Below are 22920 nucleotides of genomic sequence, written 5' to 3'. Positions count from 1 at the left end.
ATGGATGGGATCAGAGCGTCGCGCCGACCTTGCGCAGCTCGGCGAGAACGGGGGCTTTCGGCAGCCAGATCTTGTCGAACTCGGCGATGACGGCCTCGGTGTCCTTGGCGTCGACCTGGCGGATCGGGATCGGCGCCTTCTTGAAGTTCTCGACCAGCGCGGGCTCGTTGCCGGCAAGCTCGTCGATCTGCGCGTCCAGCGTCGTCTTGATCGTCTTGGCGATCAGTTCGCGATCGGCTGCGGGAAGCGACTGCCAGACCCGCCCGGAGACGACCGCCGCCATCGGCATGAAGACGGCGTTCATCTGCAGGATGACCTTGGACACCTTGTCGAAGCGCTGATTCCAGGAGAATTCGAGATCGGCTTCGAGGCCGTCGACCTGGCCGTTGGCCATGGCATCGAACACCTGCGGCGTCGGGATTGGCGTCGGGGCGGCGCCCAGCGAAGAATAGAAATCGCGATAGACCGGCGTCGGATTGATGCGCAGCTTCATACCCTTGATGTCGGCGAGCGAGTGCAAATCCTTGGACGAGAACACGGCGCGCATGCCGGTAATGCCCCAGCCGAGCCCGATCGTCCCGGTTTCCTGCGGCAGCACGTCGAACAGTTTCACCGCCGCGGGATGCCGCACGAACTTCGCGACCGCCGGCGTCGAGCGAACGATGTAGGGCGCGTTGATCGCGGCGATGTGCGGCACGCGCGAGCCGAGCTCGGCGGCCTGGATGAAGCCCATGTCGAGCGCGCCGGACTGCAATTGCTGCATCATCGCGGTCTCGTTGCCGAGCTGGCCGGAGTGGAACACGGTCAATGTCAGGCGGCCGCTGGTGGCGGACTTGAGATCCTCTCCGAACTTGAGCGCGGCCTTGTTCCAGGAATGCCCGTTGGGCGTGATCAGGCCGAGGCGGAATTCCTTGGCCTGGGCGAGCGCCAGCGATGGGGCAAACACCGAGGCGGCGGCACTGGCGGCGAGAAAGCGACGGCGAGAAAGCGGCATGGTCGGGCTCCTTTTAGGGTCGGCCTATTTGACGAGGATCAGCGAGAGCGAGGGAAAGAGCGAGAGCAGCACCAGCAGGACGCAGGAGATGACGAAGAAGGGCAGCGTCACCATGAACATCTTGCCGGGCTTGGCGCCGGTGACGGCGGCCGCGACGAAGAAGCAGAGCCCGACGGGCGGCGACAGCAGGCCGAGCACCAGGTTGATCACCACCACGACTCCGAACTGCCGGGGGTCGATGTGATAGATCTCGGTTGCCACCGGCAGCAGGATCGGCACGGTCATGATCAGGCCAGGAATGCCGTCGATCACCGTGCCGATCACCAGCAGGATCACGTTGCAGATCAGCATGAAGCTGACCGGGTCCTTGGCGACGGTCTGGATCCAGGCGGCGGTCTCCTGCGGCACCTTGCCGAAGATCAGGACCCAGGAGAACACGGCGGCGGCTGCGACCAGGAACAGCACGATCGCTGAGTAGATGGCGCTGCGCAGCATCATCTGCGGCAACTGGGAGAACTGGAACTCCTTGGTCCAGTATTTTCCGACCAGTGCCGCAGCGACCGCGCCGACCGCCGCCGATTCCGTCGCGTTGGCGAGGCCGCCGAGGATGGTGCCGACGATGACGATCGGGATGAGCAGCGTCGGCGAGGTCCGCAGGATCGTCATGACGCGCTGTCGCGGCGTCTGGTAGTCCGCGCGGGGATAGTTGTAGATATACCCCATCAGCGCGATGACGAGGCAGAACATCACGGTGAGAATGACGCCCGGCACGATGCCGGCAATCAGCATGTCGCTGACCGACACCTGCGCGAGCACGCTGTAGACCACGAACATCACCGACGGCGGGATGATCGGGCCGAGCATGCCGCCATAGGCGGTCAGTCCGGCTGCGAAGGTCTTGTCGTAGCCCTTCTTCTCCATCTCGGGGACCATGATCTGGGCCATGATCGCGACCTGCGCCGTCGCCGATCCCAGGATGGAGGAGATGAACATGTTGGCGAGGATGTTGACATAGGCGAGCCCGCCCCTGAGCGAGCCGACGAAGGCCATCGCCATGTCGACGATGCGCCGCGTGATGCCGCCGCCGTTCATGATCTCGCCGATCAAAATGAAGAGCGGGATGGCGATCAAGCCGTAGCTGTCGACGCCGCCGAACAGCTGGAGCGGATAGGACTGGAAAAGCACCGGATTGCCGGATGCCGCGATGTAGACGAGGCCGGCAAGACACAGGCAGAGGCCGATCGGCACGCCGACCAGCATGAACGCCATGAAGGCCGCTGAGGTGATCATCAGTTGACCCCGTCCAGCTCGGAGAGCTGAAAGCCTTTCGGCGCCTTGCGCGGGACCAGCTCGAGATCTTCCAGCAGATTGGCGAGACCGTGAATGGTCATCGACACCGCGAAGATCGGCAGCGTCAGATAGAGCACCCAGGTTGGCCAGTTCAGCGTCTGGGTGCGCTCGGTGTAGAGGAAGTTGAAGGTTTCGGAGGCGAGCTTGCGCCCGTCGAAGCCGGCGCGGGCGAGACCAACCGGGTCCATCCAGAGCACACAGGTGACGATCAGGGCGACACCGAACACGACGACGAGGCCGGTCGAGATCACCTTGGCGATCTTCTGGTGCTGCGGCGACAGCCGCTCCGTCAGCATCGTGACCGCGAAGTCGAGCCGCAGCCGCGTCATCGCGGAGGCGCCGATGAAGGTCAGCCAGACCACGCAATAGACCGCGGATTCATCGATCCAGTAGATCGGGAAATGCGAGTAGCGGGTGACGACGTTCACCAGGATCAATCCGGTGAGCAGGTACATCAGGCCCATCAGCGCGAGGCGCTCGACCGCGAGCAGGCCGCCCGACATCCGGACGATCGTACGTCGGAGGCTGAGCGCGCGCGTGGCCGGCATGGTCTGCTCGATCATGAAAGAGGCCCAACCCCCGAAGAATTGTCGTGCGATTGCCAAATGTATAATTTATACATTTTGGGAGTCAAACGAAGTTTGCGGTCATTTCTGCGGCAGGGCGCGCTTTTGCTGGGCACTTTGCTTTTGTGGAGCGTCTGGCTTTTGCCGGGCACCTCGACATGCAAGACAGGGACCGCGTCGGCCGAACGAGTCGGGAAGGACAGCAGAAGGTCAGATGAAACAGCCTCTGAAGCATCGCACCCTGTCGGCTGCGATCGTCGACCAGCTCCGGCAGGCGATCCTCGACGGCACCTATCCGGCCGGATCGCAGCTGCGCCAGGACGCGCTTGGGGATGCTTATGGCGTCAGCCGCATCCCGGTGCGAGAGGCGCTGTTCCAGCTCGAGGCGGAAGGCCTGGTGCGGATCGTGCCGCAGAAGGGCGCCATCGTCTCCGAGCTGTCACTGGACGAGATCAACGACGTCTTCGACCTGCGCCGCATTTTGGAGCCGCGATTGCTGGCGCAGTCGGCGCCTCGCTTCGGCGCGGAGGATTTCGAGGGGCTCGACGACATCCACAAGAGCTTCGAAAAGGCGATCAAGGCGCGCAATGTCAGCGAATGGGGCCAGCTCAACGCAGACTTCCACATGGCGCTCTACGTCCACGCGCCGCAGCCCCGCACGCGCGCGATCGTGCTGTCGCTGCTCCAGACCAGCGACCGCTACACGCGCCTGCAGCTTTCCAACACCAAGGCGATGGGGACCGCCGAGAAGGAGCACGCCCATCTGATCGCGCTCTGCCGCGCGCAAAAGGTGGAGGAGGCCTGCCGCTTCCTGGAGCGGCACATCGAGGCCGTGCGCAAGGACCTGTTGCAGGTCGTGGCGACGGCGCCGAAGTCGCGGGGGAAGGAGAAATCGTAGGGTGGGCAAAGGCGCATTTGCGCCGTGCCCACCAAACGGTGAACGTCTGCGACAGATGGTGGCACGCTTCGCTTTGCCTACGATAGCTTGCCTACCTGCTCCCGTCCGGTCCCATCACGAGATCCGGCAGCCAGGTCGAGATCCCCGGCACGAAGCACAGCAGCAGCACCGCGAGCATCATCAAGAGCACGAAGGGCAGGGTGCCCCAGATCACCTCGCGCAGGGGAATGTCCGGCGCGACGTTGCGAATGACGAAGATGTTGAGGCCGACGGGCGGGTGGATCAGCCCCATCTCCATCACGATGGTCATGACCACGCCGAACCAGATGATGTCGAAATTGGCGGCGCGCAGCGGCGGCAGGATGATCGGCGCGGTCATGAGAATGATCGAGACCGGCGGCAGGAAGAAGCCGAGCACGACCACCATGACGAGGATGGCGAACAGCAGCTCCCAGCGCGGCAGGTGCATCGCGACGATGGATTCGGCGACCGATTGCGAGATGTGCAGATAGCTCATCACGTAGGAATAGAGCAGTGACATGCCGATGATCATCATCAGCATGGTCGATTCCCGGATCGTCGACTTCATGATGGGGGCAAGGTCGCTCGGCCGCCACACGCTGTAGATCGCGGCGATCAGCGCCAGCGCGAGGAGGCCGCCGAGCCCCGCGGTCTCCGACGGCGTGGCGTAGCCGCCATAGAGGGCGATCATGACGCCGGTGAGCAGCAGCACGAACGGGATCACCCGCGGCAGCACGCTGAAGCGCTCGGCCAGCGTATACTCGTCGCGGGTCAGGATCGCGGCCTCCGGGCCACCATTCTTGTAGGCCGCCTCGGCCGCGGCATATTCCTGGCGGAAGCGGATCACGGCGTAGGCGCCGAACAGCGTGACCAGCAGGAGGCCGGGCCCGATGCCGGCGAGGAACAGCCGCCCCAGCGACTTTTCGGCCGCAACCGCAAACAGGATCATAGTGATCGAGGGCGGAAGCAGGATGCCGAGCGTGCCGCCGGCGGCGATGATCCCTGCGGCAAAGCCGCCGGAATAGCCGCGCTTGCGCATCTCGGGGATGCCGGCCGAGCCGATCGCCGAGCAGGTCGCAGGCGAGGAGCCTGCCATCGCCGCGAACAGCGCGCAGGCAAACACGTTGGCGACGCCGAGGCCGCCGGGGACCCGGTGCAGCCAGGCGTGCAGGGCCGAATAGAGATCCTGGCCGGCACGCGATTTGCCGATCGCGGCGCCCTTCAGGATGAAGAGCGGAATCGACAGCAGCGTGATCGAGGCCATTTCCTCGTAGACGTTCTGCGTGACCGTATCGAGCGAGGCCGAGGGCATGTAGATGCCCATGAACACGACGGCGACCGCGCCGAGCGCGAACGCAATCGGCATGCCCGAGAACATCACCAGCAGCGTCACGATGCCGTAAGCGACGCCGATACCGAAAACGCTCATGGCCGCTTGGCTCCGACGAATGGCAGCGCAAGCTGCACGAGGATCTGGATGCAGAGCAGGCTCATCCCGAGCGCCATCAGCGAATAGGGAATGGCGAGCGGCGGCGACCACATCGAGTTCGAGACCTGGCCGTCGACATAGGCTTCATGGGCCAATGTCCAGGATTTCCAGGTGAAGAAGGTGCAGAACAGGAACGTGGCGGCGTCGACCAGCCAGAGCCGGATCCGGTTCGCCAGCGGCGAGAGCAGCCCGACGAAGGCCTCGATGCCGATATGGCCGCGGTTCTGTTGCACGTAGGCCGCCGTCATGAAGGTCGCGCCGACCAGCAGGAACACGGCAGCCTCGTCCTGCCAGTAATTGGCGGCCTTGAACAGAGCGCGGCTGAGCACGCTGTAGCTCAGGATGGTGCAGGCCGCGACCAGCGCGATCGACGCGAACACCACGATGATGCTGTTGAGGACGGCGAGACCGCGATCGATCGCTGCCGCAAGGCCGGTCCCTGCGGCAGCGATCGTCTTGTCGTCGCGGTCCGGAAGCGGACCGTGACTCATGCCGCGACGTCGATGGCGAGCTTGAGCAGGTTTGCCGCGGTCGCCGTCTTGGCGCTGTAATCCTTCCAGGCGGTGTCGCGGGCGATGTCCCGCCACTTGCCGACGGTCGCGGCGTCGAGCGCGGAGACCTTGGCGCCGGCCTTCTCATAGACCTTGGCGACCTCGATGTCGTCGTCCTGCGCGCCCTTGCGGCCGAAGGCTTCGAGCTCGGTGCCGACCGCGACCAAGATGTCCTGATGGTTCTTCGGCAGCTTGTCGAAGATCGCCTTCGACATCATCAGGGGCTCGAGCATGAACCAGTAGGAGGTGCCCGCGCCCGAGGTCAGGGACTTCGCGACCTCTTCGAGGCGGAACGAGATCAGGCTGGTCGAGGAGGTGATGCCGGCATCGCAGGCGCCGGTCTGCATCGCCGCGTAGATTTCGTTGGATGGGACCGACAGCACCGAAGCCCCGGCGGTCTGAAGCACCATGTCCATCTCGCGCGAGCCGCCGCGCACCTTCATGCCCTTGGCATCTTCGGGCGCGACGATCGGCTTGGAGCGGCTGGCGACGCCGCCGGCCTGCCAGACCCAGGTGAGCAGGATGATGCCCTTGTCGGCGAGGAAATCGGTCAGCGCCTTGCCGACCGGCTCCTTCTTCCAGCGCAGGCCCTGGTCGTAGGTGGTCACGAGGCCCGGCATCAGGCCGATATTGGTCTCCGGCACCTCGCCACCGGCATAGGGCATCGGATAGAGGCTGATGTCGAGCGCGCCCTTGCGCATCGCGGAGAACTGCGCGTTGGTCTTGATCAGCGAGGAGTTCGGATAGATCTCGGCGGCGATGTCGCCATTGCTGCGCTTGCTGACCTCGGCGGCGAACATGCGGCACAACCGGTCGCGGAAATCGCCCTTGTCGATGGTGCCGCCCGGGAACTGGTGCGAGATCTTCAGCGCGGTCGCGGCGTGCGCCGTACCGGTGCCGAAGCGGAGGATGGCGGGCGCAGCGACGGCGGTCGCGAGCAGATGGCGGCGCGTGAGCATGGCGTGATTTCCTTGGACGATTCTTGTTTGTGTGATTTCGGTCTAGTCCTTCAGACCGGCAGGTAGGCCCATCCTAGCCGGTCTTTCACCCGATATTCTCTCATCTGATAGTTCGAGATCGAACGTCCGGGCAAGTGCTGGCCGTGCTGCGCTGCACACTTCCTGGTTGCGAGCCCGGAAGTACGTCGAGCGAGAAATAGGGGAAGGCTCACCGAAATTTGTCGGCGGCGGCGTAACAACGCCGGCTGGCGACCCGTCAGGATTGAATAGCGGCGTCCGTCGCTGACAAACTCCATCTCGAAGGGAAGTTGAACCATGACCATTCGCACCCGCATCGTGCTCGGCCTCTCGGCTGCCGCTCTCTCGCTCGGCCTCGCTTTTGCCCCGGCCGCCTTTGCTCAGGACAAGATGGGCAAGGATGACGGCATGATGAAGAAGGACGCGATGCCCAAGGACGGCATGATGAAGAAGGATACCATGTCCAAGGACGACGGCATGAAGAAGGACCACATGTCGAAGGACGGCATGAAGAAAGACGACGGGATGATGAAGAAGAATTGATCGTCGTCGTGGTCGCGCAGCGCCTGCCTCGGGCAGGCCGCGCACTCTCCAATTCCGGCGGCGGCCTTTGAGACCGCCTCCGGAACGGTGCTTTAGTTCAAGTTCAATGGGGCGCTACGAGCGCACCCTACTTGCGCTTCGCCTTGCGGGCGGCGTAGCGCGCGTCGCGTTTGGCCTTTTGCTCGGCTTCGAGCGCAGCCAGTCTCTCGGCGGCTTCCTGAGCCTCGCGAGCGATCCGTGCGGCTTCGGCCGCCTTGGCTTCTTCCTCGAGGCGCTTCTGCTCGGCCTTCTCCGCCTCGCGCGCAGCCTTCGCCTCGGCGCGCTTGGCCGCGAGTGCCTCGCGTTCAGCACGGCGCGCGAGCACCGCCGGATCGTCGGGGCCCGGTTGCGATTTGAATTTGTTCAAAAGATTTTTGCGGGCTTCCTGCGCCGCCTTTTGCCGGTCTGTGAAGCCGGGTTCCCTGAATCCACTCATCTACGAGCCTTGTCTTCCTCGCTTTCGATCCTACATCCGTGCCTGTTGGTACGTCGGCTGGGCATAGCAGGCGCCACGCGACGCTGTAGCGTGTACATCGGCGCGCGTCGCGAAGCCACCCATAATCGCAGCCGATCAGGTCAACGAAAAATCGCCCCCCTCCCGACGATCTCTCGTAGCCCGGAAAAACTGCTGAATTGTGATGTCCCTCATAAGGGAGCACGAGCGCGACGCCTAGCGTCCGCCCGGAACGAGACGGAGCACGGGCATGATGACCTTCCGACCGAGCCTGAAGGCGCTCGCAATCGCCTTCGTCCTGGCAAGCGTGACCGGCGCCGCAGTGCTGTTCGCGCGCCCGCAACCGGTCGAAAGTGCCGTGCTGGGGGCGGACTGGGAATGCAGCCAGACCGCATTCGTGTTCACGACCTGCGCACCGCGGGTCCAGCGGGCGATCCCGGCCGTCGAAACCTCACGCAAGGACGCGACCCCGCCGCCCCGTGGCTGAATTCGGGCAGGCTGATCCGGATGTGACGCGACGCCGCAGAGGTGATAAAGCCGGCTCGCCAGCGCGATCAGGCGGCCATGTCCAAGCCCGAACCCGACCCCGGCGAAAAGCCGAATCCTCGCCCGAACAGTCGTCCCCAGCGCCAGTCCGGGAACGACCGCCGCGGCGCGATCGCGGGATTGATCATCGCGATCGTGATTCTTGGCGTCGGCTGGTGGCTTGCCCGGGATCTCACCGCAGCCAGCAAGATGCAGGATTGCCTGATGTCCGGGCGAAGCAATTGCAACGTGATTGAGCCGGCTCGCTAGAGGCGCTTCAGTGCGGCCCGCTGGGAGCCCGTTGAGGCCAAAAATTGCCGTGATCTTAATCATTTGTAACGGGACTTAGCCGATCAAGCAGGTCAGTTATGTCGGCCGGTATAAGCCCGGCGCGAGCGAATCGTCTATCGCGCACGGAATGACGGCGATCGAGAGAGCAGGGGGCGAGCACGCATGAGTGCGTCCAAACGCATGAAGATCATCATTCCAATGGTTTCGGCCGTGTCGTTGCTCGCGCTTTCGGCGCAGGCTCAGGACGCCAGGCCGACGAGGGATGCCGGTCCGCCGCCGGCCCGCCAGGGCGTAGGCGCGCCAGCCCCGACCAATCAGAACATGCGCAAAGGTCCCCCGCCACAGCAGGCGGGCCGGCCCGTCGACCAGCAGCCCCATGCGGCTCCCGCCCGGCACAGTGCCGGCGGTCCGCCGCCGGGACGTCACGTCGCCCGCGGGCCCGCTCCGGAGCGCGACTGGGGCGGACATGCCTATCGCGGCAATCGCGCCTGGGAAGGCGGCCGCTGGCGTCATGAGGTCCGAAACGGACGCTCCGGCTGGTGGTGGGACGTTGGCGGCGTCTGGTATTATTATCCGCAGCGAATGGCTGGCCCGCCTGCCTACATTTCGGAGGACTATATCGACGACGTGCCGGTGGCCTATGCCCCGCCTCCCGTCGCCTACGCGCCACCACCTCCGCCTCCGCCACCGGCTGACCCCGGCGCCAGCGCGCTCGGCGGCGCGATCGTTGGCGGCGTGCTGGGTGGCCTGATCTCGGGCAACGCAACAGGAGCCGCCGCGGGCGCGGTTCTCGGCGGCGCGACGGGCGCGATCGCCGGCGCCACCGCTGCATCCCAGCCCGGCTACTACTGGGCGCAAGGCATCTGCTACTACCGCTATCCGAACGGCCAATATGTGCAGGCCGATCCCCGGGCATGCTACTGAGTTCTCCAAGCGGATTGAGCGCGGAGGCGGGCCCGGGCCCGCCTCTTTTTTTGTGCGCCGGCTTCAAATGAGCGCTGGCGCTGGCGGCCGCCTCACGCAAGTCTCAAAAGAAAAATATCCGGATGATTCGCGGGGATGTGGGACATGCTGGATGCCATCCAGATCAGCGTGGCGCTTTGGGCCATGATCGTTTGCGGCGGGATCAAACTCTCTCAGGCGCTGTCTTGCCTGTTCTAAAGCGCAATGGGACGAGGATGAATCGTCTCATGCTCTAGGTTGTTTTGCTTCAGCATGATCTCGGCGCGAACGCGTTCCGCGCTTGTCGCGAGGGAAAACCGCGGCGCACTTGCCCGGATGATGTCGTGGCGCGCGGACTGGCGTATGCAACCTATGCGCGTGAAGAGCTGCTCAATCGCCTCGCGCGTCAGGACACGAGCCAGCTGAAGAATGCCATCGTGGCCCAGACCAGGCTGCCGATCCAGGCCACCATCACCACGCCGATGGTGCCGAGGTACGCGATGCCAAGCAGGTTCGAGCTATGTCGCTGCTTCGGGACGATGACTTCCGTGGCTGCTTTGCGTGTCATGACCGGGCCTCATCCAAGAAGCGTCGAAGCGCTGTTTAGCGGAAATTGCCGGGGACAGGCTGTGACGTAGTTCACAGATCTGTCCGTGAGGCCTCAAAGCACCCCGCAATCATACGGACGAAATTGCCATGGGCTTGTCCAGATGACCGGCTAGGGTCGCCCCATGTGCACCGAGTACGATCCACAGCACGAAGCCGAGGCCGCAATGAAGCGGGCCGCGGAGGCCGAAGGTGCCGATCGGCAACGGCTGATCCAGCTGGCCCTGGCGTGGCATCAGCTCGCCCGCGATCCACACGATGAGCATGCCGACTCCTCATCGACAGGCGGCCACATGGCTCGGATTGAATAGGGCGGCCGAATGAGAAAAACCCCGTGCTCGGGGGACAAGCACGGGGTCCTTCAAAGCCGACCGGGGTTGGCAGGTCGGCACCACTCGAGTCGGATGTCCAACGCCCTGATTGCGCGTTCGTTCCGCATCGATCCGCGGCGCTGAACTCCTGCACGGCTCGCGCGCTTGGCGCGCAGGAACATTCGTTCCACGGCAGCGTTGTGCGGCTATGACCGATCCCGAGCTACGCGCACAGTCTTTCGAGATCGCCTGGCGATATCTCGACCAGTCCGGCCTGCTCACGGGCGAGCACAAGGATTCCGCCCGCTTCATCTTGAACCGGATCGACCGCTTGATGTTGCGTGGAGAGCGACGCAGGCTGCTGCTGTCGAATGCCGCGATCGATGCCTATCGGCTGCGGCCCGTGCTCGTGAGTGCATGACCGACCTGGCTGAACCGGTTATTAACGAATCTTCGGCCCCGCAATCTGCGATCGCGATTCGTGCTTTGCGAACGAAGCGGAGTCGGATCGTGAACGAACAAAAAGCCCCCGAAGGGGCTCAGTGTTTCAGCTCAGTGTTTCAGGCGGCTTCTGTCTTCGGTACGGCGTCGGCATTCACCGACAGCTTGACGATATCGCCTTCGACGGCACCGACATATTTCGTATCGATGTAGTGATGATGGTCCTTGTGACCTTCCGGGCTGTCCTTGCGCGTCAGCTTGATGCGATTGCGCTCGACGCGATCGACGGTGCCGACATGTGCGCCGTCCTTGCCGATGATCTTCATGTGCTCTCTGATGTCAGCCATGCTGTCCTCCTTGCGTGGGTTCAACTGCGAAGACGCGTGTTCGTTGCAGCGGGCGCATTGGACCCACGGCGTTTTCCAGACGTTGACGCCCCATTGAACTGTCAAGAAGCGCATGGAGACCATTCGAGCCTATCTGGAGCGAAAGCACGAGGAACTCAGGCTGTTGAATGACTGCCTGAAAAGCCGGCTTGATTTGGCGTGTCCGCGGTCCGTCGACGAGGTCGTCAGGTCCAAATTCCAGATCACTGCCGCGCTGAGGGCGGAGCACGAATTGCAGGAGTGGAAGGCGACGGAGACAGCCTGGTCGCATACGGCCGCTCCCGCCAGCGGGCCGTTCGCGTTCAGTTACGACTACCAGCGCGCCGATCTCACGGTGCGCGGTCCTTCGTTCTATGAGTTCGACTGCGGCTGCACGAGCGCCGCGATCTATACCGCCTCGGGCATGGCCGCGATCTCCGCCGTGCTGCTCGCCTCCGCGCAAATCGTCGAGAAGGCTGATGTCCTGGTGCTTCCAGGCTCCTATGGAGAGACGCTGGAGCTGATCCGGGGTTTCGTCCGGCATTTGCGGGTCGAGGCCTTGAAGCTGCCGCTGGGCGATGCGTTTGCCCCGGCGAACTCGCCGCGAATACTTTTGTTGGATTCCTGCTCCTTCGCCGGCGCTTTCGAGGCGGCGCTGCGCTGCGACGGTTCGGGCCTCGATCTCCTGGTTTTCGATACGACATGCTTCGCCGGCAGGTCAGGCCGCATCAGGCGTGTCCTGAGATGGGCCCGGCGATACGGAATCCCGCTGGTGTTGGTGCGAAGCCACAACAAGCTCGATTCGCTCGGAGCGGAATATGGCCGGCTCGGCTCAGCCGTTTTCGTGCAAGGGAACGAGCATCAGCAGCGGCGGGCAGGGGGCGTTGAATGGGCTCGTCTCGCGTTCGAAACCCGAAACGCGGTGCGGCTGCTCGGCGGCGCGGCGCTGCCGGCGCACTTCCCGCCCTTCGCAGGCAGCGCGGCGTACTGGGCGCTCACACAGAGGCGTGTCGCGGCGATCTTGCGCAACGGCCGAAGCGCGGCTCGATATTTTGCTGCGAAGCTTCCGTCGCTCTCGGCCGAGCTTCATTTCACCCACGGCCTGTACGTGACTCTCCGAGGAAAGCGGGCGCTCAACGAGGCGGCAGCGCGGCAGGCTGCCGAAGACATGAGCAGCGAATTGCGCGGGGAGGGCTTTCCCATCCGCCACGCCGGCAGCTTCGGCTTCGATTTCGCGGCGACCGAATGGTTTCACGATGCGACCACGGACCAATATAGCGTCCGGGTGGCGGTCCCGGATCTTCCGACGGAGGTGTGGGCCGATCTCACCGCGGCCATTGCGCGGTGGTGGATGGCGCATCAGGGGTGAAGGGTGAATGCGAGGTCTCGGCGACAGCGGCACGAGGTGCGCCCCGCATCAATCGATCGCCAGGCAGTGCTCCAGGGCGGGCCTCTCGTGGCCGCGACGCGCCCACTCCTGAACGGCGAAGGCAATGTGATGCTGGCCCATCGCGGCGCCGACGATCGATGCCTGCGCCACCTTGATGGGCTTTGTGACCACATTGGTGTTCACGAGGCCTGCGTCAATCGCCAAGTACGACATCGCGACAATCGCCACCGCAGATGCGACAGCCATTCTCGTCCATTCGGGTTGAGGCATCGGGATCCTTCTCGGGCACACTTCGCCCGGCGGATAGATAGGGCTGATGTGCCCGGTTGAAAGCCCGGAGCGGAGTGACCCACGCATTCGTGAAGGACGATGGATCGGCGCCGGCGCGTCGTATGGCGCGTCAAGCCACCGTACGGTTGTGGAGGCGTACGCCGATGCACGAATGAGGCTCGTCGGCAAGACGAAGACTGGCGATCCCGGCAGGACTCGAACCTGCAACCCGCGGAGTAGAAATCCGCTACTCTATCCAGTTGAGCTACGGGACCGTTTTGAGCCGCCCGGTTTGGGGCTGCCGTTCATCTAACATGCCAATATGAAAAATCTGGTGTTTCGCCAAGCCTGAACCGAACCGTTTTCCTCAATGCGGCGACAAAGTGGAACGGTGGCGTGTCAGGGTGCCGGGCTGAGCGGCAGCGGACTGGACGATGGATTACATCGCCGGGACCGCTGAGGAGCTTCCGGGACGCGGCCGCCGGTCGACTGGTCCGGTATTGCTGCGCCATCAGGACGGCGAGCGCGGCGGTATCTTGATCGGTCTCCTCTGGGCTTGCCTGGTCATGGCGATTGTGACGATCTGCACCTTTGGTTCCATCGCCTTGAGGCTGTCACCTTTCCGCGCATTTCTTGCGACAAGCGGCGTTCGTCCGCGATTTCCGGGAGTCCATCCATGATCGGTCTTGTTCGCGCCGTCACACTCTGCGCCGCGCTGGCGCTCGGCCTTTCGGCTGCGCAGGCCGCCGACAAGGCGTTCAAACGCGACGATCTCGCCGATTCCGCGATCAAGCTGGAGGCCCAGATCAAGAGCGAGGCGGGGGCGGTGGCCAAGACCAGCGCGACGTTGCGCACGGATGCCGACGCCGCGTTCCGGCGCAATGATTACCGCACCGGCCTCTCGGTGCTCGGCCAGATCGCGGCCACCGCGCCGGACGATGCCGGCAACTGGCTGCGGCTTGCCAAGGTCATTTTCCAGATCTCGCCGAAGAGCTCGAGCGAGCAGACCTTCCTGCTCGAGCGCGCCTCGACCGCCGCCTATATCGCCTATCAGCGCGCCGGAAACCCGGGCGAGGAGGCCGACGCGCTCGCCGTGCTCGGCAAGTCGCTGGCCGAACGAAAACTGTGGCGGCCGGCGCTGGATGCGTTGAGGCTGTCGCTCGACATGCGTGAGGTCGCCGACGTTCGCGGCCAGTATGAGAAGATGCGCGACGAGCACGGCTTCCGGCTGCTCGACTACACCGTGGACTCGGATTCGGCGAGCCCGCGCGCCTGCTTCCAGTTCTCGGAAGAGCTTGCCAAGCGGACCGACTTCGGGCCGTTCCTGGCGCTGGCGGGGCAGGACAAGCCGGCGCTGTCGGCTGAAGGCAAGCAGCTCTGCGTCGATGGGCTGAAGCACGGCGAGCGCTACAACATCAATCTGCGCGCCGGCCTGCCGTCCACCGTGAAGGAGGGCCTGCCGAAATCGGCCGAGTTCAACGTCTACGTCCGCGACCGCAAGCCCTTCGTGCGCTTCACCAGCCGCGCCTATGTGCTGCCGCGGACCGGCCAGCGCGGCATTCCCGTGGTCAGCGTCAACACGCCCGCAGTCAACATCAACGTCTTCCGGATCGGCGACCGCAATCTGATCAACACGGTAGTCGACAGCGACTTCCAGAGGACGCTCTCGACATACCAGCTCTCCGATCTCGGTGACCAGCGCGGCGTCAAGGTCTGGTCCGGCGAGCTCGCGACCGCGATGACGCTGAACCAGGACGTCACCACCGCATTCCCGGTGGACCAGGCGCTCGGCGAGCTCCAGCCCGGCGTCTACGTGATGACCGCCGCGGCCAAGGGCCCGGGCTCGGACGACGAGTACCAGCTCGCGACGCAATGGTTCATCGTCTCCGACCTCGGCGTCTCCGCTTATTCCGGCAATGATGGCATCCATGTCTTCGTCAACTCGCTGGCCTCGACCGATCCGGTCGGCAAGGCCGAGGTGCGGCTGGTTGCCCGCAACAACGAGATTTTGGCCACCCGTAAGACCGACGACAGCGGCCACGTGCTGTTCGAAGCAGGGCTCGCGCGCGGTGAGGGCGGGCTGTCGCCGGCGATGCTCACCGTCACCGGCGAGAAGGCCGACTATGCCTTCCTCAGCCTCAGGTCCTCCGCCTTTGATCTGTCCGACCGTGGCGTTTCGGGGCGTGCGGTGCCGGCCGGCGCCGACGCGTTCGTTTATGCCGAGCGCGGCGTCTACCGCTCCAGCGAGACCGTCTATCTGACCGCGCTGTTGCGTGACGGCCAGGGCAATGCCGTCACCGGCGGGCCGATGACGCTGGTGATCGAGCGTCCCGACGGCGTCGAATTCCGCCGCGCCGTACTGGCCGACCAGGGCGCCGGCGGCCGCACGCTGGCCGTGCCCCTCAACTCGGCCGTCCCCACCGGAACGTGGCGGGTGCGCGCCTTCACCGATCCGAAGGGATCGTCCGTCGGCGAGACCACCTTCATGGTCGAGGATTACGTCCCCGACCGGATCGAATTCGATTTGTCCGCCAAGGACAAGCTGATCAAAGCTAATGCTCCGGTGGAGCTGAAGGCGGACGGCCATTTCCTTTATGGCGCGCCGGCTTCCGGCCTCCAGCTCGAAGGCGACATGCTGGTGGCGCCCGCGAGCGAACGCCCGGGCTTTGCCGGCTATCAGTTCGGCGTCGACGACGAGGAGACCACCTCGAACGAGCGCACGCCGCTCGAGAACCTGCCCGAGGCGGACGCCAATGGCGTTGCGACGTTCCCGGTCACGCTGGACAAGCAGCCGGCCTCGACCCGGCCGCAGGAGGCACAGATCTTCGTCCGCATGGTCGAGACCGGCGGCCGCGCCGTCGAGCGCAAGATCGTGCTGCCGGTCGCGCCCGCCGCGGCGCAGATCGGCATCAAGCCCCTGTTCGGCGACAAGAACGTCGCTGAGGGCGACAAGGCCGAGTTCGAAATCGTGTTCGTCTCGCCCGAGGGCAAGACGCTACCGCGTGATGGTCTGCGCTATGAGCTCCTGAAGATGGAGTCGCGCTACCAGTGGTACCGCCAGAACAATTATTGGGAGTACGAGCCGGTCAAGTCGACCGCACGCGTGGCCGACGGTGAGGTTACGATTGCTGCCGACAAGCCATCGCGCATCTCGCTCAGCCCCCAGCCCGGTCGTTACAGGCTCGACGTCAAATCCAACGATGCCGACGGCCCGGTGACCTCGGTGCAGTTCGACGTCGGCTGGTACTCCGACGGCAGCGCCGACACGCCGGACCTGTTGGAGACCTCGATCGACAAGCCGCAATACGCCTCGGGGGACACCATGACGGTGTCCGTCAACGTCCGCAGCGCCGGCAAGCTGACGGTCAACGTCCTCGGCGACCGCCTGCTGACGACCCAGACCATCGACGTCAAGGAAGGCACCGCGCAGGTGAAGCTCCCGATCGGCAAGGACTGGGGCACCGGCGCCTACGTCGTGGCGACGCTGCGCCGTCCACTCGATGCGGCGGCCCAGCGCATGCCGGGCCGCGCAATCGGGCTGAAATGGTTCGGCATCGACAAGCAGGCCCGGACGCTGCAGGTGAAGCTGACGCCGCCTTCACTGATCCGGCCGAATTCCACGCTGAAGATCCCGGTCAAGCTCGATGGGCTCAATCCGGGCGAGGACGCCAAGGTCGTCATCGCCGCGGTCGATGTCGGCATCCTCAACCTCACCAATTACAAGCCGCCGGCGCCGGACGATTACTATCTCGGCCAGCGCCGCCTGAGCGCGGAAATCCGCGATCTCTACGGGCAACTCATCGACGGCATGTCGGGGACGCGCGGCCAGATCAAGTCCGGCGGCGACGCCGGTGCAGGTGAGCTCCAGGGCTCACCGCCCACGCAAAAGCCGCTGGCCCTGTATTCCGGCATCGTCACGGTCGCCGCTGACGGCACGGCCGAAGTGAGCTTCGACATTCCGGAGTTCGCGGGTACTGCGCGCGTGATGGCAGTGGCCTGGACCGCCACGAAACTCGGCCGCGCCAACACCGACGTCGTGATCCGCGATCCCGTGGTGCTGACCACGACTCTGCCGCGCTTCCTGCTCAACGGCGACCACGGCACGGTCAATCTCGAGATCGACAATGTCGAGGGCCAGGCTGGCGACTACGTCATCAACGTGAAGACGGGCGGCCCGGTGAAGATGACCGGCAATCCCGCGACCACCGTGAAGCTCGCCGCCAAGCAGCGCAATGCGTTCTCGCTCGCGCTCGACGCGACTGCGGCGGGGCAGGCGACGCTCGACGTCGACATCAGGGGACCGAACGGCATCGCGCTGGCACGCCACTATGCCTTCGACGTCAAGGCGGCGACGCAGGTGCTGGCACGGCGCTCGATCCGCACCCTGGCGAAAGGCGAGAGCCTGACGCTGACCTCGGACATGTTCTCCGATCTCGTGCCGGGCACCGGCAGCGTCTCGGTCTCGGCCAGCCTGTCCACCGCGCTCGATGCGGCGACGATCCTCAAAGCGCTGGATCGCTATCCCTATGGCTGCTCGGAGCAGATCACGAGCCGGGCCATGCCGCTGCTCTATGTCAACGATCTCGCTGCCGGCGCCCATCTCGCGATGGACACCGAGGTCGACCAGCGCATCCGCGACGCGATCGAGCGGCTGCTGGCCCGCCAGGGCTCGAACGGCTCGTTCGGCCTGTGGTCGGCGGGCGGCGACGATGCCTGGCTCGATGCTTACGTGACGGACTTCCTCACCCGCGCCCGCGAAAAGGGCTTTGTGGTGCCGGACGTGCTGTTCAAGAACGCGCTCGATCGCATCCGCAACTCCGTGGTCAATGCCAATGAGCCCGAGAAGGACGGCGGCCGCGATCTCGCCTATGGCCTCTACGTGCTCGCACGCAATGGCGCGGCGCCGATCGGTGATCTCCGCTATCTCGCCGACACCAAGCTGAACAACCTCGCGACGCCGATTGCGAAGTCGCAGCTTGCGGCAGCGCTGGCGCTGGTCGGCGACCGCAACCGCGCCGAGCGGGTATATGGTGCCGCGCTCGACAGCCTCGCGCCCAAGCCGGTGCTGGAGTTCGGCCGCACCGACTACGGTTCGCAGCTCCGCGATGCCGCAGCGCTTGTCTCGCTCGCCAGTGAAGGCAACGCGCCGAAGGCGACGTTGACGCAGGCCGTGTCGCGGGTCGAGTCCGCGCGCGGACTGACGCCCTACACCTCTACGCAGGAGAATGCGTGGCTGGTGCTGGCGGCGCGGGCATTGGCCAAGGAGAACCTCTCCATGGAGGTGGACGGCCAGCCGGTCAAGACCGCGCTCTATCGCAGCTACAAGGCGGACACGCTGAGCGGCAAGCCGCTGAAGATCACCAACACCGGCGATGCGCCTGTGCAGGCGGTGGTCTCGGTGTCGGGCTCGCCGGTGACGCCGGAGCCGGCCGCATCCAACGGCTTCAAGATCGAGCGCAGCTATTACACGCTCGACGGCAAGCCCGCCGATATCAGCAAGGTCAAGCAGAACCAGCGCTTTGCGGTGGTGCTGAAGATCGCCGAGGCCAAGCCTGAGTACGGCCACATCATGGTGTCGGATTATCTGCCGGCCGGTCTTGAGATCGACAATCCAAAGCTGGTCTCGTCGGGCGACAGCGGTACGCTGGACTGGATCGAGGACGGCGAGGAGCCCGAGGATACCGAGTTCCGCGACGACCGTTTCACCGCGGCGGTCGACCGGGCCTCGGATTCCAAATCGGTGTTCACCGTCGCCTATGTCGTGCGCGCGGTGTCGCCCGGCAAATATGTGCTGCCGCAGGCCTATGTCGAGGACATGTACAATCCCTCGCGCTATGGGCGCACCGGCACGGGTACGGTCGAGGTGCGGGCGGCGAAGTGAGATGGTGGGTTCGAACGTAAGCGGGATTGTATGAGCGACGCGGCGCCACATTCTCAGTCGTCATGCCCGGGCTTGTCCCGGGCATCCACGGACTTGGGCGCCGCTGGCAAGAACGTGGATGGCCGGGACAAGCCCGGCCATGACGGCGTGCGGGGCAGGGGCCTTCGTGCCCTCTCAGCCCTCGCACTCGCCTTCATCCTCGCCATCGTCGGATTCGTCGCCTGGGTCTACTCCCTCGGCCCGCTTCCGCTCGACGAAGCGCGCCAGGTCTCCACGACCATCGTCGACCGCAATGGAAAGCTGCTGCGTGCCTATGCCATGGCGGATGGGCGCTGGCGGCTGCCGGTCGACGCCAAGACCAGCGTCGATCCGACGTACCTGAAACTGCTGTTCGCCTATGAGGACCAGCGATTCTACGCCCACAACGGCCTCGACCCGCTGGCGCTAGGGCGTGCGGCGTTGCAGCTCGGAACGCGCGGCCACATCGTCTCGGGCGGCTCGACCATCACCATGCAGCTTGCGCGACTGATGGAGCCGCGGCGGCAGCGCTCGCTTCACGCCAAGCTGCGGCAGATCGTGCGCGCGATCGAGCTGGAGCGGACGCTGAGCAAGGAGCAGATCCTCGATCTCTATCTCGCGCTCGCGCCTTACGGCGGCAATCTCGAAGGTATCCGCGCCGCCTCCATCGCCTATCTCGGCAAGGAGCCGAAGCGGCTGTCGCTGGCGGAGGCCGCGCTGCTGGTCGCGTTGCCGCAATCGCCGGAAACTCGCCGTCTCGACCGCCATCCGGAGGCGGCACGCAAGGCGCGCGACCGCGTGCTCGACCGCATGGTCGAGGAGCATGTGGTCAGCGCAGACGATGCCAGGCAGGCCAAGGCGGTGCCCGTGCCGAAGCTGCGCAAGCCGATGCCGATCCTGGCGCCGCATGCCTCGGACACCGCGCTTTCGACGGTCAAGGACGCGCCGGTCATCAAGCTCACGTTGGACGCGAACCTGCAGAAGGTGCTGGAGCCGCTGGCGCGCGATCGCGCCATCGCGCTCGGGCCGAACATCTCGGTCGGGATCATTGTCGTCGACAACGAAAGCGGCGACGTGCTCGCGCGTGTCGGCTCGGCGGATTATTTCGACGAGAGCCGGGCAGGGCAGGTCGACATGACGCGCGCCGTCCGCTCACCGGGTTCGACGCTGAAACCCTTCATCTACGGGCTCGCCTTCGAGGACGGCTTTGTCCACCCCGACAGCCTGATCGACGACCGCCCGGTCCGCTTCGGCTCCTACGCGCCGGAGAATTTCGACATGACCTTCCAGGGCACGGTGCCGGTGAGGAAGGCGCTGCAATTGTCGCTGAACGTACCGGCCATCGTGCTGCTCGACCGCGTCGGCTCCAGCCGACTGACCTCGCGGTTGCGGCAGGCTGGCGGCAACCTGGTTCTGCCCAAGGACGAGACGCCGGGGCTCGCCATGGGGCTCGGCGGGGTGGGCGTGACGCTCCAGGACCTCGCCCAGCTCTATGCGGGTTTCGCCCGTCTCGGCACCACCAAGCCGCTGCGTGAGGTCGTGACTGAACAGGACGACCGCGAGCTGCTCCGGCTGCTGGATCAGGTCGCGGCCTGGCAGGTCGGCAACGTACTGCTGGGAACGCCGCCGCCGGAGAATGCTGCCCACAACCGGATCGCGTTCAAGACCGGGACGTCCTACGGCTATCGCGACGCCTGGTCGGTCGGCTTCGATGGCCGTATGACCATCGGCGTCTGGGTCGGCCGGCCCGACGGCGCCCCGGTTCCCGGCCTGATCGGGCGCGTCGCTGCCGCGCCGATCCTGTTCGACGCCTTTGCCAGGACCGGCAAGACGCTCGCCCCGTTGCCGAAGGCGCCCAAGGGAACCCTGGTGGCGGGCAACGCCAAGCTGCCGCTGCCTCTGAAGCGGTTCCGCCCGGTCGGGGAGCTGGTGCGCACCGGGAGCGAGCAGGCGCTGCACATTCAGTTTCCGCTCAACGGTTCGCGGATCGATGTCGATCGATCAGGCAGCCGGGAGAACGCAGCCATGCCGGTCAAAGTCGCCGGCGGTGTGCTGCCCATGACGATCATGGTTAACGGCACCGCGCTCGGCGAGATCGACGGCCGCCGCCAGCGGCTGATTGATCCGCCCGGACCGGGCTTTGCCCGGGTCACCGTGATCGACGCCACGGGCGCCGCGGACACAGTCGTCATTCGAATTCAATGACCCTGCCTCAAGCGGTTGTGGCGATGGCGGTTTCAGCGTAAGCGGAACCAATGGCCGAGACCTACCCAAGCCCCCGTTTTGGTGCACCCCGCGAGTCGAAATCACCCGCAAATCCGGGCAGTGGACTCGTGCGCATGCTCGACATCGTCACGGCCAGCCATGCGCGCGCGGTCGGCTTCCTGGTGCTGTGCGCGCTGCTGCTGTTTCTGCCGGGCTTCTTCACCATCCCGCCGATCGATCGCGACGAAGCGCGGTTCGCCCAGGCCACCAAGCAGATGGTCGAGAGCGGCGACTACGTCGATATCCGCTTTCAGGAGGACGTCCGCTACAAGAAGCCGGTCGGCATCTACTGGTTGCAATCGGCGACCGTCGAAGCTGCGTCGATGCTCAAGCTGCCGAAGGCCGAATTGCGCATCTGGGTCTACCGGCTGCCGTCGCTGATGGGCGCGATCGGCGCCGTGCTCATGACCTATTGGGCCGCGCTCGGCTTCGTCACGCGGCGCGCAGCCGTGCTGGCGGCGCTGATGATGTGCGCGTCCGTGCTGCTGGGCGTCGAGGCGCGGCTGGCGAAGACCGATGCCATGCTGCTGCTCTGCGTCGTCGCCGCGATGGGCGCGATGGCGCGGGCCTATCTGTCCTGGCAGCGCGCCGAGGACGAGACGCATCCGCCCTGGAGCTGGCCCGCGATCTTCTGGACCGCGCTCGCTGTCGGCGTCCTGATCAAGGGCCCGCTGATCCTGATGTTCGCAGGTCTCACCATCGTCGTGCTTGCGATCCAGGATCGCGATGCCTCCTGGCTGTGGAAGCTGCGCCCGCTCTGGGGTCTGATGTGGATGCTGGTGCTGGTGCTACCCTGGTTCCTCGCGATCTTCTGGCGCGCGGGCGATGCCTTCTTCGCCGATTCCGTCGGCGGCGACATGCTGAGCAAGTTGGGGGCCCAGGAATCTCATGGCGCGCCGCCCGGACTGTACCTCGCATTGTTCTGGATCACGTTCTGGCCGGGCGCACCGCTTGCGGCGATGGCGGCGCCCGCGGTGTGGCGGGCGCGGCGCGAGCCCGGCGCGCAGTTCCTGCTGGCCTGGCTGATCCCGTCCTGGATCGTGTTCGAGGCCGTGCTGACCAAGCTGCCGCATTACGTGCTGCCGCTCTATCCGGCGATCGCGATCCTCACCGCGGGCGCGGTGGAGCGGCGCGTGCTGTCGCGTTCCTGGTTGATGCGCGGTTCGGCCTGGTGGTTCGCGATCCCCGCAGCCGCCTCGATCATCGCGGTCGTCGGGTCGGTGATGCTGACGCGGCAGCCGGCCTTCGTGGCCTGGCCGTTCATCGCGGCCTCGCTGATCTTCGGCCTGTTCGCCTGGTGGCTCTACGACAACAATCGTGCCGAGCGCTCGCTGCTCAACGCGCTGGTCGCTGCCCTGATGCTGGCGGTGACGGTCTACGGCATCGTCCTGCCCTCACTGACGCCGCTGTTTCCGAGCATCGAGATCGCGCGCGCGCTTCGCAACGTCACCTGCGTCGGACCGAAGGCGGCTGCGGCCGGTTATCACGAGCCGAGCCTCGTCTTCCTGGTGGGCACCCGGACCCTGCTCACCGACGGCTCCGGTGCGGCGGATTTCCTGCGGCAGGGCAGCTGCCGCTTCGCGCTGATCGAGCAGCGCTCGGAGCGCAGCTTCGTGCAGCGCGCCGAGGCGATCGGGCTGCGCTACAAGGTCGGCGCGCGCATCGACGGCTACAACTTCTCGCAAGGGCGCGCGATCTCGATCTCGATCTTCCGCTCGGAAGGCACCGAATAG

22 protein-coding genes and 1 tRNA gene are annotated in these 22920 nt (G+C 65.3%); 11 read left to right on the top strand and 12 right to left on the bottom strand.

The annotated features are described in order from the left end of the window. Positions 1-10: 10 nt before the first annotated feature. From ACM42_RS13950 to ACM42_RS13940, 3 genes are read right to left on the bottom strand one after another with little or no spacing between them, the layout of a single operon-like run. Positions 11-994 carry a TRAP transporter substrate-binding protein gene (locus tag ACM42_RS13950; RefSeq protein WP_271528454.1) on the bottom strand — a complete coding sequence of 328 codons (984 nt, stop codon included), beginning with the start codon at positions 992-994 and terminating at the stop codon, positions 11-13. A 24-nt stretch (positions 995-1018) separates the two neighbouring features. After that, entirely contained in the window at positions 1019-2284 is a 1266-nt protein-coding gene (locus ACM42_RS13945; protein ID WP_271528453.1) for a TRAP transporter large permease, read from the bottom strand. Further along, a complete protein-coding gene (locus tag ACM42_RS13940; protein WP_271528478.1) occupies positions 2284-2892 on the bottom strand; it encodes a TRAP transporter small permease in 609 nt (202 codons plus the stop codon). The genes ACM42_RS13945 and ACM42_RS13940 overlap by 1 nt, the downstream gene beginning before the upstream one ends. Before the next feature lie 232 nt (positions 2893-3124). On the opposite strand from ACM42_RS13940, the gene ACM42_RS13935 reads away from it, so the two are divergent. Next, on the top strand, positions 3125-3808 hold the full coding sequence (locus tag ACM42_RS13935) for a GntR family transcriptional regulator (protein WP_271528452.1): 684 nt from the start codon (positions 3125-3127) through the stop codon (positions 3806-3808). Positions 3809-3899: 91 nt separating this feature from the next. Here ACM42_RS13935 and ACM42_RS13930 read toward each other — a convergent pair whose 3' ends face one another. From ACM42_RS13930 to ACM42_RS13920, 3 genes are read right to left on the bottom strand one after another with little or no spacing between them, the layout of a single operon-like run. After that, positions 3900-5258 carry a TRAP transporter large permease gene (locus ACM42_RS13930; RefSeq protein WP_271528451.1) on the bottom strand — a complete coding sequence of 453 codons (1359 nt, stop codon included), beginning with the start codon at positions 5256-5258 and terminating at the stop codon, positions 3900-3902. After that, positions 5255-5809, bottom strand: a complete 555-nt coding sequence (locus ACM42_RS13925; RefSeq protein ID WP_271528450.1) for a TRAP transporter small permease — start codon at positions 5807-5809, stop codon at positions 5255-5257. Before ACM42_RS13925 ends, ACM42_RS13930 begins: the two co-directional genes overlap by 4 nt. Next, complete coding sequence (locus ACM42_RS13920; protein WP_271528449.1) at positions 5806-6828, bottom strand: TRAP transporter substrate-binding protein; 1023 nt, start codon at positions 6826-6828, stop codon at positions 5806-5808. Before ACM42_RS13920 ends, ACM42_RS13925 begins: the two co-directional genes overlap by 4 nt. Positions 6829-7143: 315 nt before the next feature. On the opposite strand from ACM42_RS13920, the gene ACM42_RS13915 reads away from it, so the two are divergent. Continuing rightward, positions 7144-7389 carry a pentapeptide MXKDX repeat protein gene (locus ACM42_RS13915; RefSeq protein ID WP_271528448.1) on the top strand — a complete coding sequence of 82 codons (246 nt, stop codon included), beginning with the start codon at positions 7144-7146 and terminating at the stop codon, positions 7387-7389. Positions 7390-7516: 127 nt separating this feature from the next. Here ACM42_RS13915 and ACM42_RS13910 read toward each other — a convergent pair whose 3' ends face one another. After that, on the bottom strand, positions 7517-7864 hold the full coding sequence (locus ACM42_RS13910; RefSeq protein WP_271528447.1) for a DUF6481 family protein: 348 nt from the start codon (positions 7862-7864) through the stop codon (positions 7517-7519). 268 nt (positions 7865-8132) lie between these two features. Here ACM42_RS13910 and ACM42_RS13905 point away from each other — a divergent pair, with 268 nt between their 5' ends. The 3 genes from ACM42_RS13905 (at position 8133) to ACM42_RS13895 (ending at position 9622) form a co-directional block, all read left to right on the top strand. After that, positions 8133-8369: a hypothetical protein gene (locus tag ACM42_RS13905; protein ID WP_271528446.1), complete on the top strand. Its 237-nt coding sequence runs from the start codon at positions 8133-8135 to the stop codon at positions 8367-8369. Positions 8370-8446: 77 nt separating this feature from the next. Continuing rightward, entirely contained in the window at positions 8447-8677 is a 231-nt protein-coding gene (locus ACM42_RS13900; protein ID WP_271528445.1) for a hypothetical protein, read from the top strand. A gap of 183 nt (positions 8678-8860) precedes the next feature. Continuing rightward, the gene (locus ACM42_RS13895; RefSeq protein ID WP_271528444.1) at positions 8861-9622 is read left to right on the top strand and encodes a hypothetical protein; all 762 of its coding nucleotides are present in this window, start codon (positions 8861-8863) and stop codon (positions 9620-9622) included. A gap of 424 nt (positions 9623-10046) precedes the next feature. Here ACM42_RS13895 and ACM42_RS13890 read toward each other — a convergent pair whose 3' ends face one another. Further along, the gene (locus tag ACM42_RS13890; RefSeq protein ID WP_028176431.1) at positions 10047-10208 is read right to left on the bottom strand and encodes a hypothetical protein; all 162 of its coding nucleotides are present in this window, start codon (positions 10206-10208) and stop codon (positions 10047-10049) included. 109 nt (positions 10209-10317) lie between these two features. Then, entirely contained in the window at positions 10318-10512 is a 195-nt protein-coding gene (locus tag ACM42_RS13885) for a hypothetical protein (RefSeq protein WP_271528443.1), read from the bottom strand. Positions 10513-10765: 253 nt separating this feature from the next. Between ACM42_RS13885 and ACM42_RS13880 the strand changes: the two genes are divergently transcribed. Beyond that, a complete protein-coding gene (locus tag ACM42_RS13880; protein WP_028176429.1) occupies positions 10766-10978 on the top strand; it encodes a hypothetical protein in 213 nt (70 codons plus the stop codon). 139 nt (positions 10979-11117) lie between these two features. On the opposite strand, the gene ACM42_RS13875 is transcribed toward ACM42_RS13880, so the two are convergent. Beyond that, positions 11118-11345, bottom strand: coding sequence for a DUF2171 domain-containing protein (locus tag ACM42_RS13875; protein WP_271528442.1), 228 nt, complete (start codon positions 11343-11345; stop codon positions 11118-11120). A 112-nt stretch (positions 11346-11457) separates the two neighbouring features. Between ACM42_RS13875 and ACM42_RS13870 the strand changes: the two genes are divergently transcribed. Then, complete coding sequence (locus tag ACM42_RS13870) at positions 11458-12732, top strand: hypothetical protein (RefSeq protein WP_271528441.1); 1275 nt, start codon at positions 11458-11460, stop codon at positions 12730-12732. Positions 12733-12780: 48 nt separating this feature from the next. Here the strand turns inward: ACM42_RS13870 and ACM42_RS13865 are convergent, their stop codons facing one another. Together ACM42_RS13865 and ACM42_RS13860 are read right to left on the bottom strand one after the other, a co-directional pair. After that, positions 12781-12999, bottom strand: a complete 219-nt coding sequence (locus tag ACM42_RS13865) for a hypothetical protein (RefSeq protein WP_271528440.1) — start codon at positions 12997-12999, stop codon at positions 12781-12783. A gap of 222 nt (positions 13000-13221) precedes the next feature. Further along, positions 13222-13298 (bottom strand) — tRNA-Arg (locus tag ACM42_RS13860). A gap of 159 nt (positions 13299-13457) precedes the next feature. Here ACM42_RS13860 and ACM42_RS13855 point away from each other — a divergent pair. From ACM42_RS13855 to ACM42_RS13840, 4 genes are all read left to right on the top strand, one after another. Beyond that, positions 13458-13703: a hypothetical protein gene (locus ACM42_RS13855; protein WP_271528439.1), complete on the top strand. Its 246-nt coding sequence runs from the start codon at positions 13458-13460 to the stop codon at positions 13701-13703. After that, positions 13700-18904 (top strand): alpha-2-macroglobulin family protein, encoded by a 5205-nt coding sequence (locus ACM42_RS13850; RefSeq protein WP_271528438.1) that lies wholly within the window; start codon positions 13700-13702, stop codon positions 18902-18904. The genes ACM42_RS13855 and ACM42_RS13850 overlap by 4 nt, the downstream gene beginning before the upstream one ends. Positions 18905-19018: 114 nt before the next feature. Next, positions 19019-21127, top strand: a complete 2109-nt coding sequence (pbpC, locus tag ACM42_RS13845) for a penicillin-binding protein 1C (RefSeq protein WP_442868927.1) — start codon at positions 19019-19021, stop codon at positions 21125-21127. Between the two features lie 50 nt (positions 21128-21177). Next, a complete protein-coding gene (locus tag ACM42_RS13840) occupies positions 21178-22920 on the top strand; it encodes an ArnT family glycosyltransferase (RefSeq protein WP_271528436.1) in 1743 nt (580 codons plus the stop codon).

It is taken from the genome of Bradyrhizobium sp. CCBAU 25338 (assembly GCF_028128965.1).
In the GTDB taxonomy this organism is placed as follows: domain Bacteria; phylum Pseudomonadota; class Alphaproteobacteria; order Rhizobiales; family Xanthobacteraceae; genus Bradyrhizobium; species Bradyrhizobium liaoningense.
Note: the sequence above shows the minus strand (reverse complement) of the source record. Positions and strands in the feature narration are given on the sequence as shown.